Genomic DNA, 17862 nt, shown 5'->3' with positions numbered 1-17862 from the left:
AGTGGCATGCGCTAAAATAAGAATCACTTTACTGATTCATCACTCTAGCGAACTAAAGTGAAATAACTGACAATAGGAAGTGTTTAACGATGACCATCGAAATGTTTGAAAAACCATTAGGCATGCGTGACGATTTTCCTTCGATAGCAAAACAAAAAGCTCAACTGAGAAAACGAGGAACCGAACAGATCGAGCGGGCAGGGTATGAACTGCTGCAGACACCTACTCTGGAATATTACGAGACGATCGGCAAAATCTCGGCGATTTCAGACGATGCGCTGTTCAAGCTGCTCGACAGCCAAGGCAAAACATTGGTGTTGCGCCCGGATATGACTTCGCCGATCGCCCGGGTTGCGGCATCCAAATTACTGCGGGAAAAAATGCCGATTCGGCTCGGCTATTACTCCAACGTCTTTCGTGCACAAAAACGCGAAGGCGGCCGTCCGGCGGAATTTGAACAGATGGGCGTTGAATTGATCGGCGACGACTCCTTGTATGCGGATGCCGAAGTGATCAGCTTAGCCTGGGACATTCTGCAGGAATTGGGGATCCGTTCGGGCCGCATCGTCATCGGCCATGCGCGCCTTCTCGAACTGATATTGGCTGATTTCGGCTTGAACACGGAACAAAGTGAGAACGTCCAGGAATTGTTTGTGGCGAAAAATGGTGTCGGATTTGAACAGCTGGCACAACAGCTGCCGGTTCCGGAACATAAGCAACCGTCTTTCCGCAAATTGATGCAGGCAACGACAGTGTCGGATTGGAAGCCATGGATCAATGAAGAAAATGAGGAACAGCAAAAGCTCTACCGAGATATGGAGCGTTTAGAGAAATTGCTAGGACAAAATGGCCTCGGGGATGCCATGACGTTCGATCTGTCATTCAGCAGCCATATGACATATTACACCGGCTTGGTATTCGAATTCTACGGTGCTGGCAGCGGATTTCCGCTCGGCAGCGGGGGCCGTTATGACGGCTTGTTGGAAAAGTTCGGACTGCAAGTCGGAGCAACCGGTTTTGGCTTGCGGGTTGATCGGCTGATCGAAACGTTGTCGGTCGAAGAGCCTCAAGAACCGCATACATTGATCTTATTCGATGAACAAAGCGAACAAATTGCATTTGATAAAGCCAAACAGTTGAGAGCAGAAGGCAAGCGCGTAACTTTGCAGTTTGCGCCTGCTGTGAAAGCGCTCGAGCAATTCAGTGAGCTATTCACGAAAGTTATCAGAGGGGAGGAACTGCGAAATGGATGAATTGACGATTGCAATGCCCAAAGGCAGAATTTTTGAAGAAGCTTATGAGCTATTGGTCGGAGCGGGCTATGATCTGCCGAAAGAACTCGATGACTCGCGCAAGTTGATCGTCGAAGCGCCGAAAGAACGGATTCGATTCATTCTCGCGAAGCCGATGGACGTTCCGACATATGTCGAGCACGGTGTAGCGGATATCGGCATAGCCGGAAAAGATGTCTTGCTCGAGCATGACCGCGACGTTCACGAGCTGCTCGACCTTGGCATCAGCGCTTGCTATATCGCCACAGCGGGATTGCCGAATACGGAAATGAATGAAGTGACGCCGCGCATTGCGACGAAATATCCGGCAGTGGCTTCGCATTATTACCGCAGCAAAGGCGAACAAGTGGAAATCATCGAGTTGAACGGTTCGATTGAACTGGCCCCTTTGATCGGCTTGTCCGACCGGATTGTCGACATCGTGTCGACAGGCCGCACACTGAAAGATAACGGCTTGGTGGAATATGAGAAAATTGTTGATATTACGTCGCGCCTCATCGCGAACCCGGTCAGCTACCGATTGAAGCAGCAGCGCATAACGGAACTCGTCGATAAACTGCGGGAGCAGGTGACACGATGAACATTCAGCGTCTGTCGTCCGAACTGTCGATTCGGCGCAAATTAGCTGACGGCACGGCGACTCAATTAAAAGCCGTAAAGGAAATAATTCAACAGGTGCGAACAGAAGGCGATGCCGCTTTGGTGCGCTTCGCGAAAAAATGGGACCAGGCAGAGCTGTCCTCTTTGCGCGTGACGAAAGAAGAAATTCAGGAAGCGACTGACCGTTTTGATCCGCAGCTGTTAGAGGACTTAAAAGAAGCGGCGCAAAATATCCGCAGCTACCACGAAGGGCAGAAGCAGCAAGGCTACCGGCACGAACGTGCAGACGGCTCTTACGTCGCACAGCGTGTCACAGCGATTGAGTCGGCTGGACTTTACGTTCCGGGCGGAACGGCGGCTTATCCTTCGTCGGTGCTGATGAACGTCATTCCGGCGCAAGTGGCAGGAGTTGAGCGAATCGTCGTGATGTCACCGCCGGATGCTGACGGGAAATTATCGGACGGTGTGCTCACCGCGGCCCATATTCTCGGCATTGAAGAACTGTATAAATCAGGGGGTGCACAAGCCATAGCCGCGCTGGCATACGGTACCGAGTCGATCGAGCCGGTCGATAAAATTACCGGTCCCGGCAATATTTTCGTCGCGCTCGCAAAACGCGAAGTGAACGGAGACGTTGCAATCGATATGATCGCAGGGCCGAGCGAAATCGCCATTATTGCGGATGATACAGCTTATGCGGACGAAGTGGCGGCGGATCTATTGTCGCAGGCAGAGCACGACCCGCTTGCAAGCGCTGTTTTGTTGACCGAGAGTCGGGCGCTTGCAGAAAAAGTCAAAGCGCAAGTCTCGAAACAATTGGCATCTTTGCCGCGCGCAAAGATTGCCGCTGCGTCGATCCGTGACCACGGGGCGATTTATCTCGCCGACAGCCGCGCTGAACTGATCAAAGCCGCGAATCAATTGGCACCGGAGCATTTGGAAATCATGACGAGTGATGCGGAAGAAATGTCAGAAGAAATCCGCCATGCCGGTGCGATTTTTATCGGCCGCTATTCGTCAGAACCGGTCGGCGATTATTTCGCTGGCACGAACCATGTCCTGCCGACCAATAGCACTGCCCGTTTTTCCAGTGCTTTATCGGTTTATGATTTTATCAAACGTACGAGCATCGTCCATTACAGCGAACAGGCGTGGCGCAACAACCAGGAAAAAATTGCACGGCTCGCAAGGCTAGAGGGGCTTGAAGCCCATGCCCGCGCAGTCGAATCACGCGCTTGGAAAAAGGAGAGTCAATCATGAGGAAATCAGACATTACACGGAGAACCACTGAAACCGAAGTCGCTGTCAGCTTTTCGCTTGATGGAAAAGGGCAGGCAGATATTAATACAGGCGTTCCATTTATGGATCATATGCTTGATCTATTCATCAAGCATGGCCAGTTTGACGGCCGCATCCAGGCAAATGGCGACACGCATATCGACGATCACCACACGACAGAAGATATCGGAATCGTCCTCGGGCAAGCGGTGCTTGAGTCATTAGGCGATAAAAAGGGCTTGCGCCGCTACGGTAATGCATTTGTGCCCATGGATGATGCGCTCGCGCAAGTGGTCATCGATTGCTCGAACCGGCCTCATCTGGAGTTCCGCGGAGACATTCCGAATGCTAAAGTCGGCACATTCGATACCGAACTGGTCCATGAATTTCTCTGGAAGTTCGCTTTGGAATCGCGCATGAATGTACATGTTATCGTCCATTACGGAAAAAACACCCACCACATCATCGAGGCAATCTTCAAGGCGCTTGCCCGTGCGCTCGATGACGCAACGATGATCGATCCGCGCGTAGAAGGCGTTCCTTCGACAAAGGGGCTTTTAACATGATTGTCGGCATCATCGATTATGGGATGGGCAATTTATTCAGTGTCGAGCAAGCATTGAAAAAGCTTGACTGCACAGTCATCACTTCAGACGATGTGGCGATTCTCGGAGAAGCGGATGCAATATTGCTGCCGGGTGTCGGTGCGTTTCCGGATGCGATGAAGCAGCTGGAAGAAAAAGGGTTAGTGCGGTTTATCCAATCGCTTCCGGAGCATAATATACCGCTTCTCGGGATCTGCCTCGGCATGCAATTATTATATGAAGACAGTGATGAAGTGCGCCCGGAGCGTGGGCTCGGTTTATTGAAAGGGCATATCCGCCGCTTTCCAAAAGGCGATTACCGCATTCCGCATATGGGCTGGAACCGCTTGCGCTTTGCTCATAAGCCGTACTGGCTGGAAGATATTCTCGCCGATACGCATGTCTATTTTGTCCACTCGTTTCTTGCGGCAGATACAGACGATTCACAAGTTTGGGCGACTGCCGAATATGGTGGTCTGGAAGTGCCGGGCGTAGTCGGCGACGGCTTGATTACAGGAATGCAATTCCACCCTGAAAAATCGGGTGAATTCGGCCATTATCTATTAGAGCAATGGATTGCAAATGTCAGGGGGAATCTTCATGAATGAGTTTCAAATATATCCGGCGATCGATTTGAGGGGCGGTAAATGTGTCCGCCTTTTCCAGGGCGATTACGGGCAGGAAACAATTTACGCGGATTCGCCGGTCGAAATGGCGAAAAGCTTCGTCGAAGCAGGTGCCAAGTGGATCCATATGGTCGATTTGGACGGAGCGAAAGACGGCAGCCGCATCAACGACCAAGTCGTCATCGAAGCAGCTAAGCTTCCGGCGAACATCCAAGTGGGTGGAGGGATCCGCAGCCGGGAAGATATCGAGCATTATTTATCGAACGGTGTCGCCCGTGTCATCATCGGAAGTTTAGCTGTGCGCGAGCCGGAGCTTGTCGCCTCGTTCATCGAAGAGTTTGGTGCAGATAAAATCGTCATCGGCATCGATGCGAAAGACGGCATGGCGGCAACCGAAGGCTGGATCGAAACTTCACATAAACCGGCTTCTGAACTAGCCGCTTATTTTGCTTCAAAAGGCGCGAGACATTTCATCTATACGGATATTTCGACGGATGGCACGCTTGCCGGCCCGAATATCGATGCGAACCGTAAGTTAGTTGCAGATGATGCGTCACAGGTCATCGTATCAGGAGGAATCGGGACGCTTGATGATGTGAAACGGGTGAAAGAGGCGGCGCAGGACAGCCCAATCGCCGGTCTCATCATCGGCAAAGCTTTGTATGAAAAACGCTTTACGCTCGAGGAGGCATTGTCATGCTGACGAAACGCATCATTCCGTGTCTGGACGTAAAAGAAGGGCGCGTCGTCAAAGGCGTCAGCTTTGTTGAACTCCGCGATGCAGGAGATCCAGTGGAGCTCGCCAAGTTTTACGATGCACAAGGCGCGGACGAATTGGTGTTCTTGGACATTTCGGCATCACATGAAGGCAAAGAAACAATGGTCGAAGTCGTGCGTATTGTCGCCACTGAACTGTCGATTCCATTTACGGTAGGCGGTGGCATCCGCACGACCGATGACATGAAACGCATGCTGCGGGCAGGAGCGGACAAAGTGTCTTTGAACACGGCGGCGCTTGATCGGCCTGAATTGATCAAAGAAGGCGCAGACTTTTTCGGTTCGCAATGTATCGTCATCGCCATCGACGCGAAAAAAAGCGGCGATAGCTGGGACGTCTACACGCACGGCGGTCGCAACCGGACCGAATGGGATGCAGTCGAATGGGCGAAACATGCAGTCGCTTTAGGAGCGGGAGAAATTTTACTGACGAGCATGGATTGCGACGGCCAAAAAGAAGGCTTTGATCTGGAGCTGACCAAGGCCGTGCGCGATGCAGTCGAAGTGCCGGTCATAGCGAGCGGCGGTGCAGGAAGCCGCGAACATTTTGAAGAAGTATTCGAGAAAGTGGATGCCGATGCGGCACTTGCGGCATCGATTTTCCACTATAAAGAAACGAGCGTCAGAGAAGTGAAACAGTATTTGCACGAAAAAGGAGTGAATGTCCGGTGACAAGCGTAAAATTTGATGACAATGGGTTAGTGCCCGTCATATTGCAGGATGCAGTTACGAAACAAGTATTGACTTTGGCGTACGCCAATAAAGAAGCGCTCGAGCGGACGATTGAAACAAAAGAAACTTGGCTGTTCTCAAGAAGCCGCAATGAGTTGTGGAACAAAGGTGCGACTAGCGGTAATACGCAGACCGTCCAGTCGGTGCAGATCGATTGCGACGGGGATTCCTTGATCTATGAAGTGATTCCGAACGGCCCGGCCTGCCATACAGGAGAGACGAGCTGTTTTCATGAGACTTTGTCAGGTGAACGTTCAAACACAGCGTCTGATATGATCGGGCAGCTGAGCGCATTGATCAAACAGCGTGAAATCGATATGCCGGAAGGCGCCTATACGACCTATTTATTCGAAGAAGGGGTCGATAAGATTTGCAAGAAAGTCGGGGAAGAAGCAGCCGAAGTTATCATTGCGGCTAAAAATCGCGATGCCCGTGAATTGGCAACGGAAAGCGCAGATCTTCTTTATCACCTGCTTGTGTTATTGCAAGAACAGAAAGTTGATTTCACAGAAGTGACGGGCGTGCTGCAAGAACGTCATGCCATGAAAAAGGACAAGTAAATAACAGGGAAATATGCTATAATAACAGCACATTTAGGGTTAGGAACGATTTCGATCGTTCCTTTTCCTGTTACGGAGGCATATTTTGGAGAAAAACAAAAGGATAAATCGCGACAATGTAGTGTCATTCATTCCGACAGGGGAATTTTACTGCCAGAAAGCGCTCAAGGAATTGCAGCGTGAACAATACGATAAAGCGTATAAATACTTACAGCGCGCCAAAGGGCTGAGCCCGAACGATCCGCTCATTCTCATGCATTACGGCGTGGTGTTGATGGAGCGGGAAGAGTTTGAACTGGCGATGGATGAGCTTCAGACTGCGCATAAGATCGATCCGGAAGAGCCGAATATACTGTTCTTTTTGGCCGAAGTCCATGCACATTTGGGCTTGTTTTTTGATGCCCGGAAATACGCCAAAGACTATTTGGAGAAGGATACACGCGGCAGCTATGCAGCAGAAGCGATGGAAATCATCGACTTCGCCGAGCAAGAAGACTGGCAGTTGTTTGACGATGAAGGGGAAGCGCAAGACAGCGAGCATTACTATATGCAGGAAAAAGCGCGCCGCTTGATGGAACAAGGGAAGTTTCCCGAAGCTATAGAGCTACTCGAAAAAGTTATTGAAGAAAAAGCAGATTTCTGGGGAGCCTATAATAATCTGGCGCTGGCGTATTTTTATATCGGTGAAACGGAAATGGCGAAAGCGCTTCTCCACAATGTATTGAGAAAAAACACAGGCAATCTGCATGCTTTGTGCAATTTGGCAGTGTTTCATTATTACGAGAAAAACGATGAGCTGGAAGATATTCTCGGCTTGCTGAAGAAAATCCAGCCGTATGTTTTCGAGCATCGTTATAAATTGGGCGCTACTTTCGCGTTGGTCGGCAAATACAAAGAAGCTTATCGTTGGCTGAAAAGCTTGCAAAAGCGCGGATTTGACGGAGATCCGGCATTTTATTTCTGGCTATCCCATGCCGCATATCATTCCGGCCACGAGGAAACCGCCAAGCAAGCGTGGGAGCAACTGAAACGAATGGACCCGGCAAAAGAAGGCTATGAGCCGTGGGGTGAGCAAGCGGTCATGCCGCATGCGGATGCACTCGAGCATGACCGTGATTTTTTGATCCACAAGCTCGACCACCCTCATTTAAGTGAGCGCTTGTACGGCTTGTTTCTAGTCGGCAAGTCTTCCCATAAGCAAGAAATCATTTCGCACCCGAACTGGCTAAAAACGGAACAGCCATCCATATTGGAAACGTTTATGCTCGGCTATGCGCTTGGCCATCCGTTCCGCGAATCAGTCAAGGAAGAAAAAGCGTTTATGCGCGCGATGGAAACAGCCGAGCGTTTGTATGCGCAAGAAGGAATGGTCGATCAGCGTAATGACGGCGTATTCCAGTTATGGTTCATCTTCCTCGAGCGGGCGTTTGAAGAGCAATACAGCTTCCGCAATCCTGCTGCGTTAGCGGCAGCCACCAGTTATATGGTTGAAGCCGCGGAAAAACGGGAAATGACCAAAAAAGGCATCGCTGCCAAGTTTGGTGTTTCCGCTTCGACAGTGACCAAATACGTCGAAGAACTGAGCCGCTTTGTGCCGAATTCCGGCAACTAGGCATAAAAGTTGAAGGTGGCAGTTGATTGCTTTACGATTTAGCTAGTGATAATGAGGAGGGCGTATGATGACAGAAACAACGAATGTTTATGACGTACTAATTATCGGTGCAGGGCCAGCAGGGATGACTGCAGCAGTGTATACATCCCGTGCGAATTTATCGACGCTCATGCTTGAGCGCGGAATTCCAGGCGGTCAGATGGCAAACACTGAAGAAATCGAAAACTACCCAGGCTTCGAACATATTCTCGGACCAGACTTATCGACTAAAATGTTCGATCATGCGAAAAAATTCGGAGCCGAGTATGCATATGGCGATGTTACTGAAATCGTCGATGGCGATGAGTTTAAAACGGTGAAAGCCGGTTCAAAAGAATACAAAGCCCGTGCGATCATTTTAACGACTGGTGCTGAATACAAAAAAATGGGCATTCCGGGCGAAAATGAATTGGGCGGCCGTGGTGTCAGCTATTGTGCAGTATGCGACGGCGCCTTCTTTAAAGGCAAAGAGCTGGTCGTTGTCGGTGGCGGAGATTCTGCAGTCGAAGAAGGCGTCTACTTGACGCGCTTTGCAGATAAAGTGACGATCGTTCACCGCAGAGACACATTGCGCGCACAGAAAATCTTGCAGGACCGCGCATTCGCTAACGATAAAATCGACTTTATCTGGAACCATACTGTAAAAGAAATCAACGACAAAGACGGCAAAGTCGGCAGCGTCACATTGGTTTCAACAGAAGATGATTCCGAACAGGAATTTGAAGCAGGCGGCGTCTTTATTTATATCGGCATGCTGCCGCTGACAAAACCGTTTGAGTCTTTGGGCATCTTGAATGACCAAGGCTATATCGAAACGAATGACGCAATGGAAACGTCAGTGCCTGGGATCTATGCAGCGGGCGATGTGCGCGACAAAACCTTGCGCCAAGTCGTGACTGCGACAGGCGACGGCAGCATCGCAGCACAAAGCGTTCAGCATTACGTGGAGGAGCTTGCAGAGAAAATCGGTGCGAAAGCACAAGCTTAATGCTTTCTTAATCGCTTTGTAACAGCTTTGTCATGCAAAACAGGTAGTATATGAATAGTAAATCAACCCCCTTTTTATAAAGTTTATTTGACAGGCTGCTTTTCGGGTTATCCGGAGAGTGGCCTCTTTTTTTGCGTTTTTTTGCATGACACGCCGGGATAGATGTATAATGAAATTAGTTTATATTAGATGCGGAGTGGCAAATGTGCAGCGAATCGCGAATTTATTGCTTATAAAGAATAACAAAGTATTGCTGATGAAAAAGCCGCGCAGGGATTGGTATGTGGCACCCGGCGGTAAAATGGAAAGCGGCGAATCCATTTACGAAGCTGCAATCCGGGAATTTAAGGAAGAAACGGGTACAGAGCCATTTGGTGTGCATTTAAAAGGCGTCTATACGATGATGATTCAAGAAGGCGGCAAAACCGTCGACGAATGGATGCTCTTTACGTTCCGTGCGACCGAACTTCACGGAACCCCGTATGAAGAAACGCGTGAAGGAGTGCTTGAGTGGCATCCGGTTGAAAGCCTCCGGACACTTCCGATGGCAGAAGGCGACCGCACCAACCTGTTATTTGCAGCTTGTCAGGAAGGCGTTCAATACGGTACGTTTTATTACACGCCAGAGTTCGAACTGCTCGAAGAAAACATCCAAACATCGACTGAAGAGGAGAACCGCCAACATGGATAATCACTATGAAGAAACCGAATTGATCATCATCACCGGAATGTCCGGTGCAGGAAAGACAGTAGCGATTCAAAGTTTCGAAGACCTCGGTTTTTTTACAATCGATAATTTGCCGCCGGCGCTTTTGCCGACATTCATCAAATTGATGCGGGATTCCGGCAAGTCGATGAAACGTGTCGCTGCGGTTATGGACTTGCGTGGCGGCGACTTTTTCGACAGTTTAGTCGACGCTATCGACGATCTGTCGAAAGAACCGGAAGTGTCGATCACCGTTCTGTTTCTCGACGCGGAAAACCAGCCGCTCGTCAGCCGCTATAAGGAAACACGGCGTTCCCACCCGCTGTCGCCAGGCGGACTCGTTCTGGGTGGCATCAAAAAAGAACGGGATATGTTGAAGGACCTGCAGGGGCGCGCACATTATATGTACAACACTTCCGAAATGAGTCCGCGCCAACTGAAGGAAAAGATTACAACGGATTTTTCTACGAAATCGAGTAATGTCTTTACTGTCAATGTGGTGTCCTTCGGCTTTAAACACGGCATGCCGATCGACGCGGATTTAGTTTTCGATGTCCGCTTCTTGGCGAACCCTTATTATATTGAAGCGTTGAATCCGCTTTCCGGTCTGGATCAGCCGGTATCGGATTATGTCTTGAAATGGCAGGAAACTCGCACCTTGGTCGACAAGCTGGAAGATCTGTTCGATTTCATGATTCCCCAGTACAAGCAGGAAGGCAAAGCACAGCTTGTAATCGCCTTTGGATGCACAGGCGGCCAGCACCGCTCCGTGACACTCGCTGAATACTTTGGTAAATACTTATCTAAAAATCATAAAGTCATCATAACGCATAGAGACGTGAAAATCAGAAAGGGTTGAGCTCATGGAAAAAAGTCTGCAGCGAAAGCGAATCGTTATTATCGGGGGCGGCACAGGTCTGTCCACTTTGCTGCGCGGCTTGAAAACTTTTCCGCTCGACTTGACGGCGATTGTCACAGTTGCGGATGATGGAGGCAGCTCGGGTCGCTTACGTGATGATTTGGATATTCCGCCGCCCGGAGATATCCGAAACGTGATGGCTGCTTTATCGGACGCTGAGCCACTCGTGGCAGAGATGTTCCAATACCGTTTCACGCATTCGCATGATTTGGAAGGGCATTCACTCGGCAATTTAATGCTCGCCGCCTTGACTGATATGACGGGTGATTTTTCCCACGCAGTGCGCGAAATGAGCCGGGTGATGAATGTTAACGGCACCGTATTGCCTGCTGCCAATCAGTTGGTGACATTAAATGCCGAGCTGGAAGACGGCACAATTATCAAAGGTGAGTCTAAAATACCCGCTTATATGCAGCCGATCAAGCGCGTCTTCCTTGAACCGGCTAACGTCAAAACCTTGCCGGATACCATTCAAGCGATTGAATCAGCAGATGTCATCGTCGTTGGGCCTGGCTCGCTTTATACGAGCATTTTGCCGAACTTGCTAGTGAAGGATATTAAAAAAGCGCTGTTGAATGCAACGGCGCGGAAAATCTATATATGCAACCTCATGACCCAAGCGGGCGAAACTTACGGCTATAGCGCTTCGGATCACGTAACTGCTTTATACAATCATGTGAGCGCGGGTTTTCTCGATGCTATTCTCCTCGACAAAGTCCAGATGCCGCATGACGTGGCTGAAAAATATAAAAAAGAACAAGCATGGCCAGTGGAATACGATGAAGAGCGGCTGAGAAAGCTCGGGCTGGAAGTATACCGCCACGACATCACCAATATTTTCGGTGAAGCTGTTCGGCATGAACCGATGAAAGTGGCGAAGTGGCTCTTTGAATATGCAAACGGCCAACAGCAAAACGAGCCGCAGAGCCGTTATTCATAGGGCTTGAAAGGGGGGGCACGGTTTGTCTTTTGCATCAGAAACAAAAAAAGAAATGACGCAGATCGAAGTGGATGACTGCTGTGGCAAGGCAGAGCTGTCGGCGATGATCCGCATGAACGGCACGCTGTCATTTTCCAACCGCCAGTTGAGCCTGGACATCCAGACGGAAAACGCAGCGATTGCGCGAAGAATCTATACATTGCTAAAGCGCTTCTATAAGGCCTATCCGGTTGAATTACTGGTCCGCAAAAAGATGCGTTTGAAAAAAAACAATGTTTATATTTGCCGCTTGCGGGAGGGATCGAAACTAGTGCTCGAAGATTTATTGATCTTATCGGAAGGCTTTCAGTTTCAGCAGGATATTTCACCAGACCTCATTGAAACGACGTGCTGCAAGCGAGCGTATCTCCGCGGTGCATTCCTAGCCGGAGGATCTGTCAACAATCCGGAAACGTCCTCCTACCATTTGGAAGTTTATTCTTCCTATAGAGACCATGCCGAGTCTTTAGTCAATTTGATGAACCATTTCCAATTGAATGGCAAGATGATCGAACGCAAAAAAGGCTTTGTTACTTATTTGAAAGAAGCCGAAAAAATATCTGATTTCTTGAACTTAACCGGTGCCCATGTAGCAATGTTGAAGTTCGAAGACGTTCGCATACTGCGGGATATGCGCAATAGCGTAAACCGCTTAGTCAATTGCGAAACAGCGAATTTAAACAAAACGATTGACGCTGCACTTCGCCAAATCGAAAATATCCGCTTTATCGACCAAGTGATCGGCATCGATCAATTGCCGGATCGCTTGAAAGAAATTGCTCGCTTGCGTGTCGAACATCAAGATGTGACGCTGAAAGAACTGGGCGAAATGGTCTCGGCAGGAAAAGTGAGCAAATCTGGCGTCAACCACAGACTTCGGAAAATCGATGAGATTGCCGAGTCGTTGAGAAAAGGCGAAACGATCAGCCGTTAGTCGGTTGTTCTTTTCTATAGATTGCGAGAGAGTCAAGTTTCCGGAGGAGGATATGCATGGTGGAAAAACAAGTTGAAGTGCAATTGAAAACAGGATTACAAGCGAGGCAAGCGGCATTATTCGTACAAGAAGCCAATCGCTATAGTTCGGACGTTTACTTGGAAAAAGGCGATAAAAAAGTAAATGCCAAGAGCATTATGGGCATCATGAGCCTCGCTGTCAGCAAAGGTACGAACGTGACGATTTCTGCAGATGGAGCAGATGAAGAAGCAGCGGTCGACTCGCTGGCGAAATTGATCGAAAAAGAAGCGTAAAGCAAGGGGATTTCTATTCCGTAAAAAAAGAGCCGTTTCCACTGCGCTGTAAGCGCAGTGGAAACGGCTCTTTTCTGTTTAGGTCAATCTTCTTTTTGATGGTTTTCCGGCATTTTGCTGCGTGTGATGATTTGGTCGATCAAACCATACTCAAGCGCGCGTTCTGCGGTCATGAAGTTGTCGCGGTCTGTATCGCGTGAAATGACTTCAAGCGTTTGTCCTGTACGCTCGGCAAGAATGGTGTTGAGTTTGTCGCGCAAGAACAAGATGCGTTTCGCAGCGATTTCAATTTCAGTCGCTTGGCCTTGGGCACCGCCGAGTGGTTGATGGATCATCACTTCGGAGTTAGGAAGCGCAAAGCGTTTGCCTTTTGTTCCAGCCGCCAATAAGAAGGCCCCCATGGATGCAGCCATGCCGATGCAGATCGTTTGGACATTCGGACGGATAAACTGCATCGTATCGTAAATCGCCATGCCAGCTGTAATGCTGCCACCTGGGCTATTAATATAAATCGAGATGTCTTTCTCTGGATCTTCCGCTTCGAGGAACAATAATTGTGCCACGATGGAGTTGGCGACATTATCATCAATTCCGCTGCCGAGCATAATGACGCGGTCTTTCAACAGACGGGAATAAATATCATAAGCACGCTCGCCTCTGCTTGTTTGTTCGATTACTGTTGGGATTAAATTCATAGATAATTTCCTCCTTCGGGTAAATGTAAGGGCTACTGAAACGCCGTTCAGCCGTACATTCATCATACACATCTTGGTCAATGAAGGTCAAATCTAACGAATTGAAAATAGGCGCTTGAAATAACGGGAAAGCTTTTGTATAATAGAAAAGTCGTCAAGAAAAATTGCCCTCGTAGTGTAATGGATAACACGTAAGATTCCGATTCTTGAGATGGGGGTTCGATCCCCTCCGAGGGCATAAAAATGAAAAACCCCGCACAGTCTATCATAAGACTGTGCGGGTTTTTTGTTGAATCTTTTCAAGTGGAGATACGTAGAATATACGAGTAATGGTTGCCAAAAATGGACAGGATGGTACCGTAGAAATTACTATTGTAAAAGAAGAGGGGGCGTAAAGATGAAAAAACTACTTATTCCATTGCTTGTGCTGGTTGGAATGATTGGCGTGGCAATTGCCGTATTCAGCTCAAGCTATAATAATTTTGTTCAATTAGAAGAAGACGTTAACGAATCGTATGCGCAATTGGAAAGTCAATTGCAGCGCCGGCTCGATTTGATTCCGAACTTGGTGGAGACCGTAAAAGGTTTTGCCGATCAGGAACAGTCTGTCATCGATAGTGTGACGGAAGCGCGTGCAACTATGGCTTCTGCAGGATCTGTCGAAGAGCAGGCGCAGGCCGATACCGAACTGAGCGGAGCACTTAGCCGTTTGTTGGTCGTCGTCGAGAATTATCCGGAAATCCGCTCGAGCGAGAATTTCCAGCAATTATCCGACGAATTGGCTGGAACAGAAAACCGCATCGCGGTAGCACGCCAGGATTATAATGCTTCAGTGACTGAATTCAACCGGGAAGTCCGGAGTTTTCCAGGCAATATGATAGCTGGCATCTTCGGATTTGATGAGAAAGAATACTTCGAAGCTGATGCTGGAGCGGAAGATGCACCGGATGTAGATTTTGGGACTGATGAAGAATGATGAAAAAAGCTGCAAGCTTGTTCCTTCTTCTGCTATTCTTTGGCGGGTCTGTTCAGGCGGTGGAATTTCCGGAACTAACTGATGATATTTACATTCAGGATATCGCCGGCGTCCTCAGTGAAGAACAGGAAGCTCAAATCAACCAGCTGGGTGCGGAACTGGAAGATGCCACGACTGCTCAAATTGCCGTTATGGTCGTTGATTCACTAGAAGGTGAACCGATTGAAAGCTATGCAAACGAAGCCTTGCGCCATTACGGTGTCGGGTCTCAGGAAGAAAACAACGGCGTGATGGTCGTGCTGTCGATGAGCGATCGTGAAATTTACATCGAGATCGGCTACGGATTGGAAGGCGCGCTTCCAGACGGCAAAGTCGGACGGATTTTGGATGACTACGCCGTTCCGTATTTGCGCGAAGACCAGCCAGATCAAGCGCTGCTTAATACGTATCAAGCTCTGTATCAGGAAGTCGCGGAAGAATACGGCTGGGACGGTGAAGCTGTCAGCCCGCAACCGCTCAATGAAGTGACCTCCGACGAAGGCGGGAGCGGCATCATGAAGTTGATCATCACATTTATCGTCGTCTTGGTGTTGCTGTTGTTATTTACAGGTGGAAGCGGCCGGGGCGGCAAACGTGGTAGAGGCAGAAGCTCAAGACGCGGCGGTTTCTTTGGTCCCGGCAGCTTTGGCGGAGGATTCGGCGGCAGTGGCGGTGGCGGATTCCGCGGCGGCGGTGGCGGATCTTCCGGTGGCGGCGGCGCTGGTCGCGGCTTTTAAAGGGGGGCTTTGAATGTATACGCTATACACACGGCCGAACTGCGGACTTTGCGAACAAGCGAAATCTGCGATTCGGCTGTTCCAAGAGGACTTCCCGCTCGAGTATCGGGAAGTCAATATAGAAGAAGATGAACAATTACATGAAAAATACATGCTGATGATTCCGGTGCTTGCAGAAAATGAGCACATACTGCTTTACGGGAATTTCGGCTACGGCGAACTACTGGAAGCGTTAGTTTTTTAGCGCTTCTTTTTGTTTGCATAAATTCAGCTGGTCCGCTACAATGATTGTAGTGGGACTAAATAAAACTAAGCGGGACTAAAAACGTCCAACAAAGGGGTGGAGCGATGGATTCAGTTCTGCAAGCACAAGTGAATTTATTGCCAGAACTGCCCAGCTTGCTGAAAAAGCGCTATAGCATTCTCGAGCTGATTCAAGCGGAGCAGCCTGTAGGAAGGCGCACGCTTAGTGAACTGACAGGTGCTGCCGAAAGGGAAATCCGTAAAGAAACCGACTTGTTGCGCGATCATGCATTGATTGAGATGAGCAAAAGCGGCATGACATTGACAAGTCTTGGAGCTACTGTACTCGAACAACTTCAAGAGCTGGTCAAGGAATTGTCAGGAACGGCTGTTTTAGAAGCACAGCTCGAAGAAAAACTTGGCATCAAGCTGGCAGTCGTATTGCCGGGAGATAGCGACCGGCTATCAACGGTCAAATCGGCAATCGGGCGCCAGGCGGCTCGTCTAGTCGAAGAGATGCTCGAAACGTGCCGCGTGATTGCCGTGACTGGAGGCAGTACGATGGCTGGTGTTGCAGCGCAGGTCCGGCCGGCGAGAAAAAATCCCGATTTGCAATTTGTCGCAGCAAGAGGTGGCCTAGGTGAAGAAATGTTGCACCAGGCGAATACGATCGCTTCCTCCTTTGCAGAAAAAGCAGGCGGTGCAGTCCGCACGCTTTACTTGCCTGAACATTTAAGTGCGGAAGCGCTGGAGATGATGGTGAAAGAACCGATCATTAAGGAAATGATGGAGTTGTATGACCAAACTGATTTGGTCATACATGGCATTGGCGATGCAGAAGAAATGGCCATTAGGCGCCGCTCTTCTGCTGAAGAAGTCGAAAAGATCAAATCCGGTGGAGCTGTCAGCGAAGCGTTCGGTTATTATTTCGACAAAACAGGAAAAATAGTTTACCGCATTCCAACAGCGGGCATTCAACTAGAGCAGGTCCAAAAAGCACCGAGTATCATGGCGGTTGCTGGAGGCCAAACAAAAGCCCGTGCCATCGAATCTTATTTTCAAGCGGCGCCGGAACGCACCATCCTAATTACTGATGAAGGTGCAGCAAGAGCAATACTCAATCCAACAACAAAACTGGAGGAATTATAAATGACTTTAAAATTAGCAATTAATGGTTTTGGCCGTATCGGCCGCGTTGTATTCCGTGAAGCAATGAACAACAATGAAGTGGAAGTAGTGGCAGTTAACGATTTATCAGATGCAGATATGCTTGCGCATCTATTGAAATACGATTCTGTACATGGCATATTGGATGCTGATATTTCTGCTAAAGAAGGATCGATTTTCGTCAATGGCAAAGAAATCAAAGTATTCTCCGAAAAAGATCCGGCTCAATTGCCTTGGAAAAAACATGAAATCGACATCGTATTGGAATCTACAGGGATTTTCACCACTGAAGATTCTGCATCGAAACACATTGAGGCGGGCGCTAAGAAAGTCATCGTTTCTGCACCTGGTAAAAACGGCATGAAAATGCTTGTCATGGGTGTCAACGAAGATTCCTATAACCCCCAGGAGCATCACGTTGTTTCTAACGCATCTTGCACAACAAACGGCTTGGCCGGCATATCCAAAGTATTGAACAATAAATTCGGCATCAAGAAAGCCATGATGACAACGATCCACTCATACACGAACGACCAGGTCCTGCTTGACTCGCCTCACTCCGACTACCGCCGGGCACGTGCAGCAGCCGAGTCCATGATTCCGACGACAACTGGCGCAGCGAAATCAGTTGCAAAAGTATTGCCGGAACTCGAAGGCAAAATCGACGGCATGGCAATTCGCGTTCCGACACCGAACGTGTCCTTGATCGATGTTGTGGCAGAACTTGAAATGGACGCTACAGTCGAAGAAGTGAACCAAGCGCTCAAAGAAGCGACTGAAAATGAGCTGAAAGGCTACTTGGCATACAGCGAACTTCCGCTTGTATCCCGCGACTATAACGGCAATCCAGCTTCTTCTACAGTGGATGCACAGTCCACAATGTCTTTAGGCGGAAATATGGTCAAAGTTTTAGCTTGGTATGACAACGAAACCGGCTACTCTGCACGCTGCGTCGACTTGGCAGTGCACATGTACAAAAAAGGCCTGTAACCTGAAAATCATAGCTTAATTACCGATGAACCTCTATAATAAAGAGGGTAAAAGGGGTGGGGAATTTACCCCGCC

General features: G+C 49.0%; 21 protein-coding genes and 1 tRNA gene. 21 read left to right on the top strand and 1 reads right to left on the bottom strand.

Annotated elements, in window-relative coordinates:
* Nucleotides 1-89: 89 nt before the first annotated feature.
* The 15 genes from hisZ to J7E21_RS13135 all read left to right on the top strand — a co-directional run bounded on the left by hisZ (nt 90) and on the right by J7E21_RS13135 (nt 12940).
* Nucleotides 90-1253 carry an ATP phosphoribosyltransferase regulatory subunit gene (hisZ, locus tag J7E21_RS13205; protein WP_215108502.1) on the top strand — a complete coding sequence of 388 codons (1164 nt, stop codon included), beginning with the start codon at nt 90-92 and terminating at the stop codon, nt 1251-1253.
* On the top strand, nt 1246-1872 hold the full coding sequence (hisG, locus tag J7E21_RS13200; protein ID WP_215108500.1) for an ATP phosphoribosyltransferase: 627 nt from the start codon (nt 1246-1248) through the stop codon (nt 1870-1872). The genes hisZ and hisG overlap by 8 nt, the downstream gene beginning before the upstream one ends.
* A complete protein-coding gene (hisD, locus tag J7E21_RS13195; protein WP_215108498.1) occupies nt 1869-3152 on the top strand; it encodes a histidinol dehydrogenase in 1284 nt (427 codons plus the stop codon). The genes hisG and hisD overlap by 4 nt, the downstream gene beginning before the upstream one ends.
* Nucleotides 3149-3736: an imidazoleglycerol-phosphate dehydratase HisB gene (gene hisB, locus J7E21_RS13190; protein ID WP_251047990.1), complete on the top strand. Its 588-nt coding sequence runs from the start codon at nt 3149-3151 to the stop codon at nt 3734-3736. The genes hisD and hisB overlap by 4 nt, the downstream gene beginning before the upstream one ends.
* Nucleotides 3733-4362, top strand: a complete 630-nt coding sequence (gene hisH, locus J7E21_RS13185; protein ID WP_215108496.1) for an imidazole glycerol phosphate synthase subunit HisH — start codon at nt 3733-3735, stop codon at nt 4360-4362. The genes hisB and hisH overlap by 4 nt, the downstream gene beginning before the upstream one ends.
* Entirely contained in the window at nt 4355-5083 is a 729-nt protein-coding gene (gene hisA / locus J7E21_RS13180; RefSeq protein WP_215108494.1) for a 1-(5-phosphoribosyl)-5-[(5-phosphoribosylamino)methylideneamino]imidazole-4-carboxamide isomerase, read from the top strand. Before hisH ends, hisA begins: the two co-directional genes overlap by 8 nt.
* Nucleotides 5077-5829 (top strand): imidazole glycerol phosphate synthase subunit HisF, encoded by a 753-nt coding sequence (gene hisF, locus J7E21_RS13175; RefSeq protein WP_215108492.1) that lies wholly within the window; start codon nt 5077-5079, stop codon nt 5827-5829. Before hisA ends, hisF begins: the two co-directional genes overlap by 7 nt.
* Entirely contained in the window at nt 5826-6449 is a 624-nt protein-coding gene (gene hisIE, locus J7E21_RS13170) for a bifunctional phosphoribosyl-AMP cyclohydrolase/phosphoribosyl-ATP diphosphatase HisIE (RefSeq protein WP_215108490.1), read from the top strand. Before hisF ends, hisIE begins: the two co-directional genes overlap by 4 nt.
* 85 nt (nt 6450-6534) lie before the next feature.
* On the top strand, nt 6535-8061 hold the full coding sequence (locus tag J7E21_RS13165) for a tetratricopeptide repeat protein (protein ID WP_251047989.1): 1527 nt from the start codon (nt 6535-6537) through the stop codon (nt 8059-8061).
* A gap of 67 nt (nt 8062-8128) precedes the next feature.
* Nucleotides 8129-9088 carry a thioredoxin-disulfide reductase gene (trxB, locus tag J7E21_RS13160; protein WP_215108488.1) on the top strand — a complete coding sequence of 320 codons (960 nt, stop codon included), beginning with the start codon at nt 8129-8131 and terminating at the stop codon, nt 9086-9088.
* A gap of 205 nt (nt 9089-9293) precedes the next feature.
* Nucleotides 9294-9779, top strand: a complete 486-nt coding sequence (locus tag J7E21_RS13155) for an NUDIX domain-containing protein (RefSeq protein WP_215108604.1) — start codon at nt 9294-9296, stop codon at nt 9777-9779.
* Nucleotides 9772-10653 carry an RNase adapter RapZ gene (gene rapZ, locus J7E21_RS13150; RefSeq protein ID WP_215108486.1) on the top strand — a complete coding sequence of 294 codons (882 nt, stop codon included), beginning with the start codon at nt 9772-9774 and terminating at the stop codon, nt 10651-10653. The genes J7E21_RS13155 and rapZ overlap by 8 nt, the downstream gene beginning before the upstream one ends.
* 4 nt (nt 10654-10657) lie before the next feature.
* On the top strand, nt 10658-11653 hold the full coding sequence (locus J7E21_RS13145; protein ID WP_215108485.1) for a gluconeogenesis factor YvcK family protein: 996 nt from the start codon (nt 10658-10660) through the stop codon (nt 11651-11653).
* Between the two features lie 22 nt (nt 11654-11675).
* Nucleotides 11676-12626, top strand: coding sequence for a DNA-binding protein WhiA (gene whiA, locus J7E21_RS13140; protein WP_215108483.1), 951 nt, complete (start codon nt 11676-11678; stop codon nt 12624-12626).
* A gap of 56 nt (nt 12627-12682) precedes the next feature.
* Nucleotides 12683-12940, top strand: a complete 258-nt coding sequence (locus J7E21_RS13135) for an HPr family phosphocarrier protein (RefSeq protein ID WP_215108481.1) — start codon at nt 12683-12685, stop codon at nt 12938-12940.
* Nucleotides 12941-13023: 83 nt separating this feature from the next.
* Here J7E21_RS13135 and clpP read toward each other — a convergent pair whose 3' ends face one another.
* Nucleotides 13024-13635, bottom strand: coding sequence for an ATP-dependent Clp endopeptidase proteolytic subunit ClpP (gene clpP, locus J7E21_RS13130; RefSeq protein ID WP_215108479.1), 612 nt, complete (start codon nt 13633-13635; stop codon nt 13024-13026).
* Nucleotides 13636-13801: 166 nt separating this feature from the next.
* Between clpP and J7E21_RS13125 the strand changes: the two genes are divergently transcribed.
* The 6 genes from J7E21_RS13125 to gap all read left to right on the top strand — a co-directional run bounded on the left by J7E21_RS13125 (nt 13802) and on the right by gap (nt 17787).
* Nucleotides 13802-13873: transfer RNA gene (locus J7E21_RS13125), tRNA-Arg, on the top strand.
* Between the two features lie 159 nt (nt 13874-14032).
* Nucleotides 14033-14611, top strand: coding sequence for a LemA family protein (locus tag J7E21_RS13120; protein WP_215108477.1), 579 nt, complete (start codon nt 14033-14035; stop codon nt 14609-14611).
* Entirely contained in the window at nt 14608-15387 is a 780-nt protein-coding gene (locus tag J7E21_RS13115) for a TPM domain-containing protein (protein ID WP_215108475.1), read from the top strand. The genes J7E21_RS13120 and J7E21_RS13115 overlap by 4 nt, the downstream gene beginning before the upstream one ends.
* Before the next feature lie 13 nt (nt 15388-15400).
* Nucleotides 15401-15631 carry a glutaredoxin family protein gene (locus tag J7E21_RS13110; protein ID WP_215108473.1) on the top strand — a complete coding sequence of 77 codons (231 nt, stop codon included), beginning with the start codon at nt 15401-15403 and terminating at the stop codon, nt 15629-15631.
* A 104-nt stretch (nt 15632-15735) separates the two neighbouring features.
* Nucleotides 15736-16779, top strand: coding sequence for a sugar-binding transcriptional regulator (locus J7E21_RS13105; protein WP_215108471.1), 1044 nt, complete (start codon nt 15736-15738; stop codon nt 16777-16779).
* Entirely contained in the window at nt 16780-17787 is a 1008-nt protein-coding gene (gap, locus tag J7E21_RS13100; RefSeq protein WP_215108469.1) for a type I glyceraldehyde-3-phosphate dehydrogenase, read from the top strand.
* Nucleotides 17788-17862 lie beyond the last annotated feature (75 nt).

Origin of the sequence: Planococcus sp. ISL-109 (genome assembly GCF_018613655.1) — a bacterium.
GTDB lineage: Bacteria > Bacillota > Bacilli > Bacillales_A > Planococcaceae > Planococcus.
Note: the sequence above shows the minus strand (reverse complement) of the source record. Positions and strands in the feature narration are given on the sequence as shown.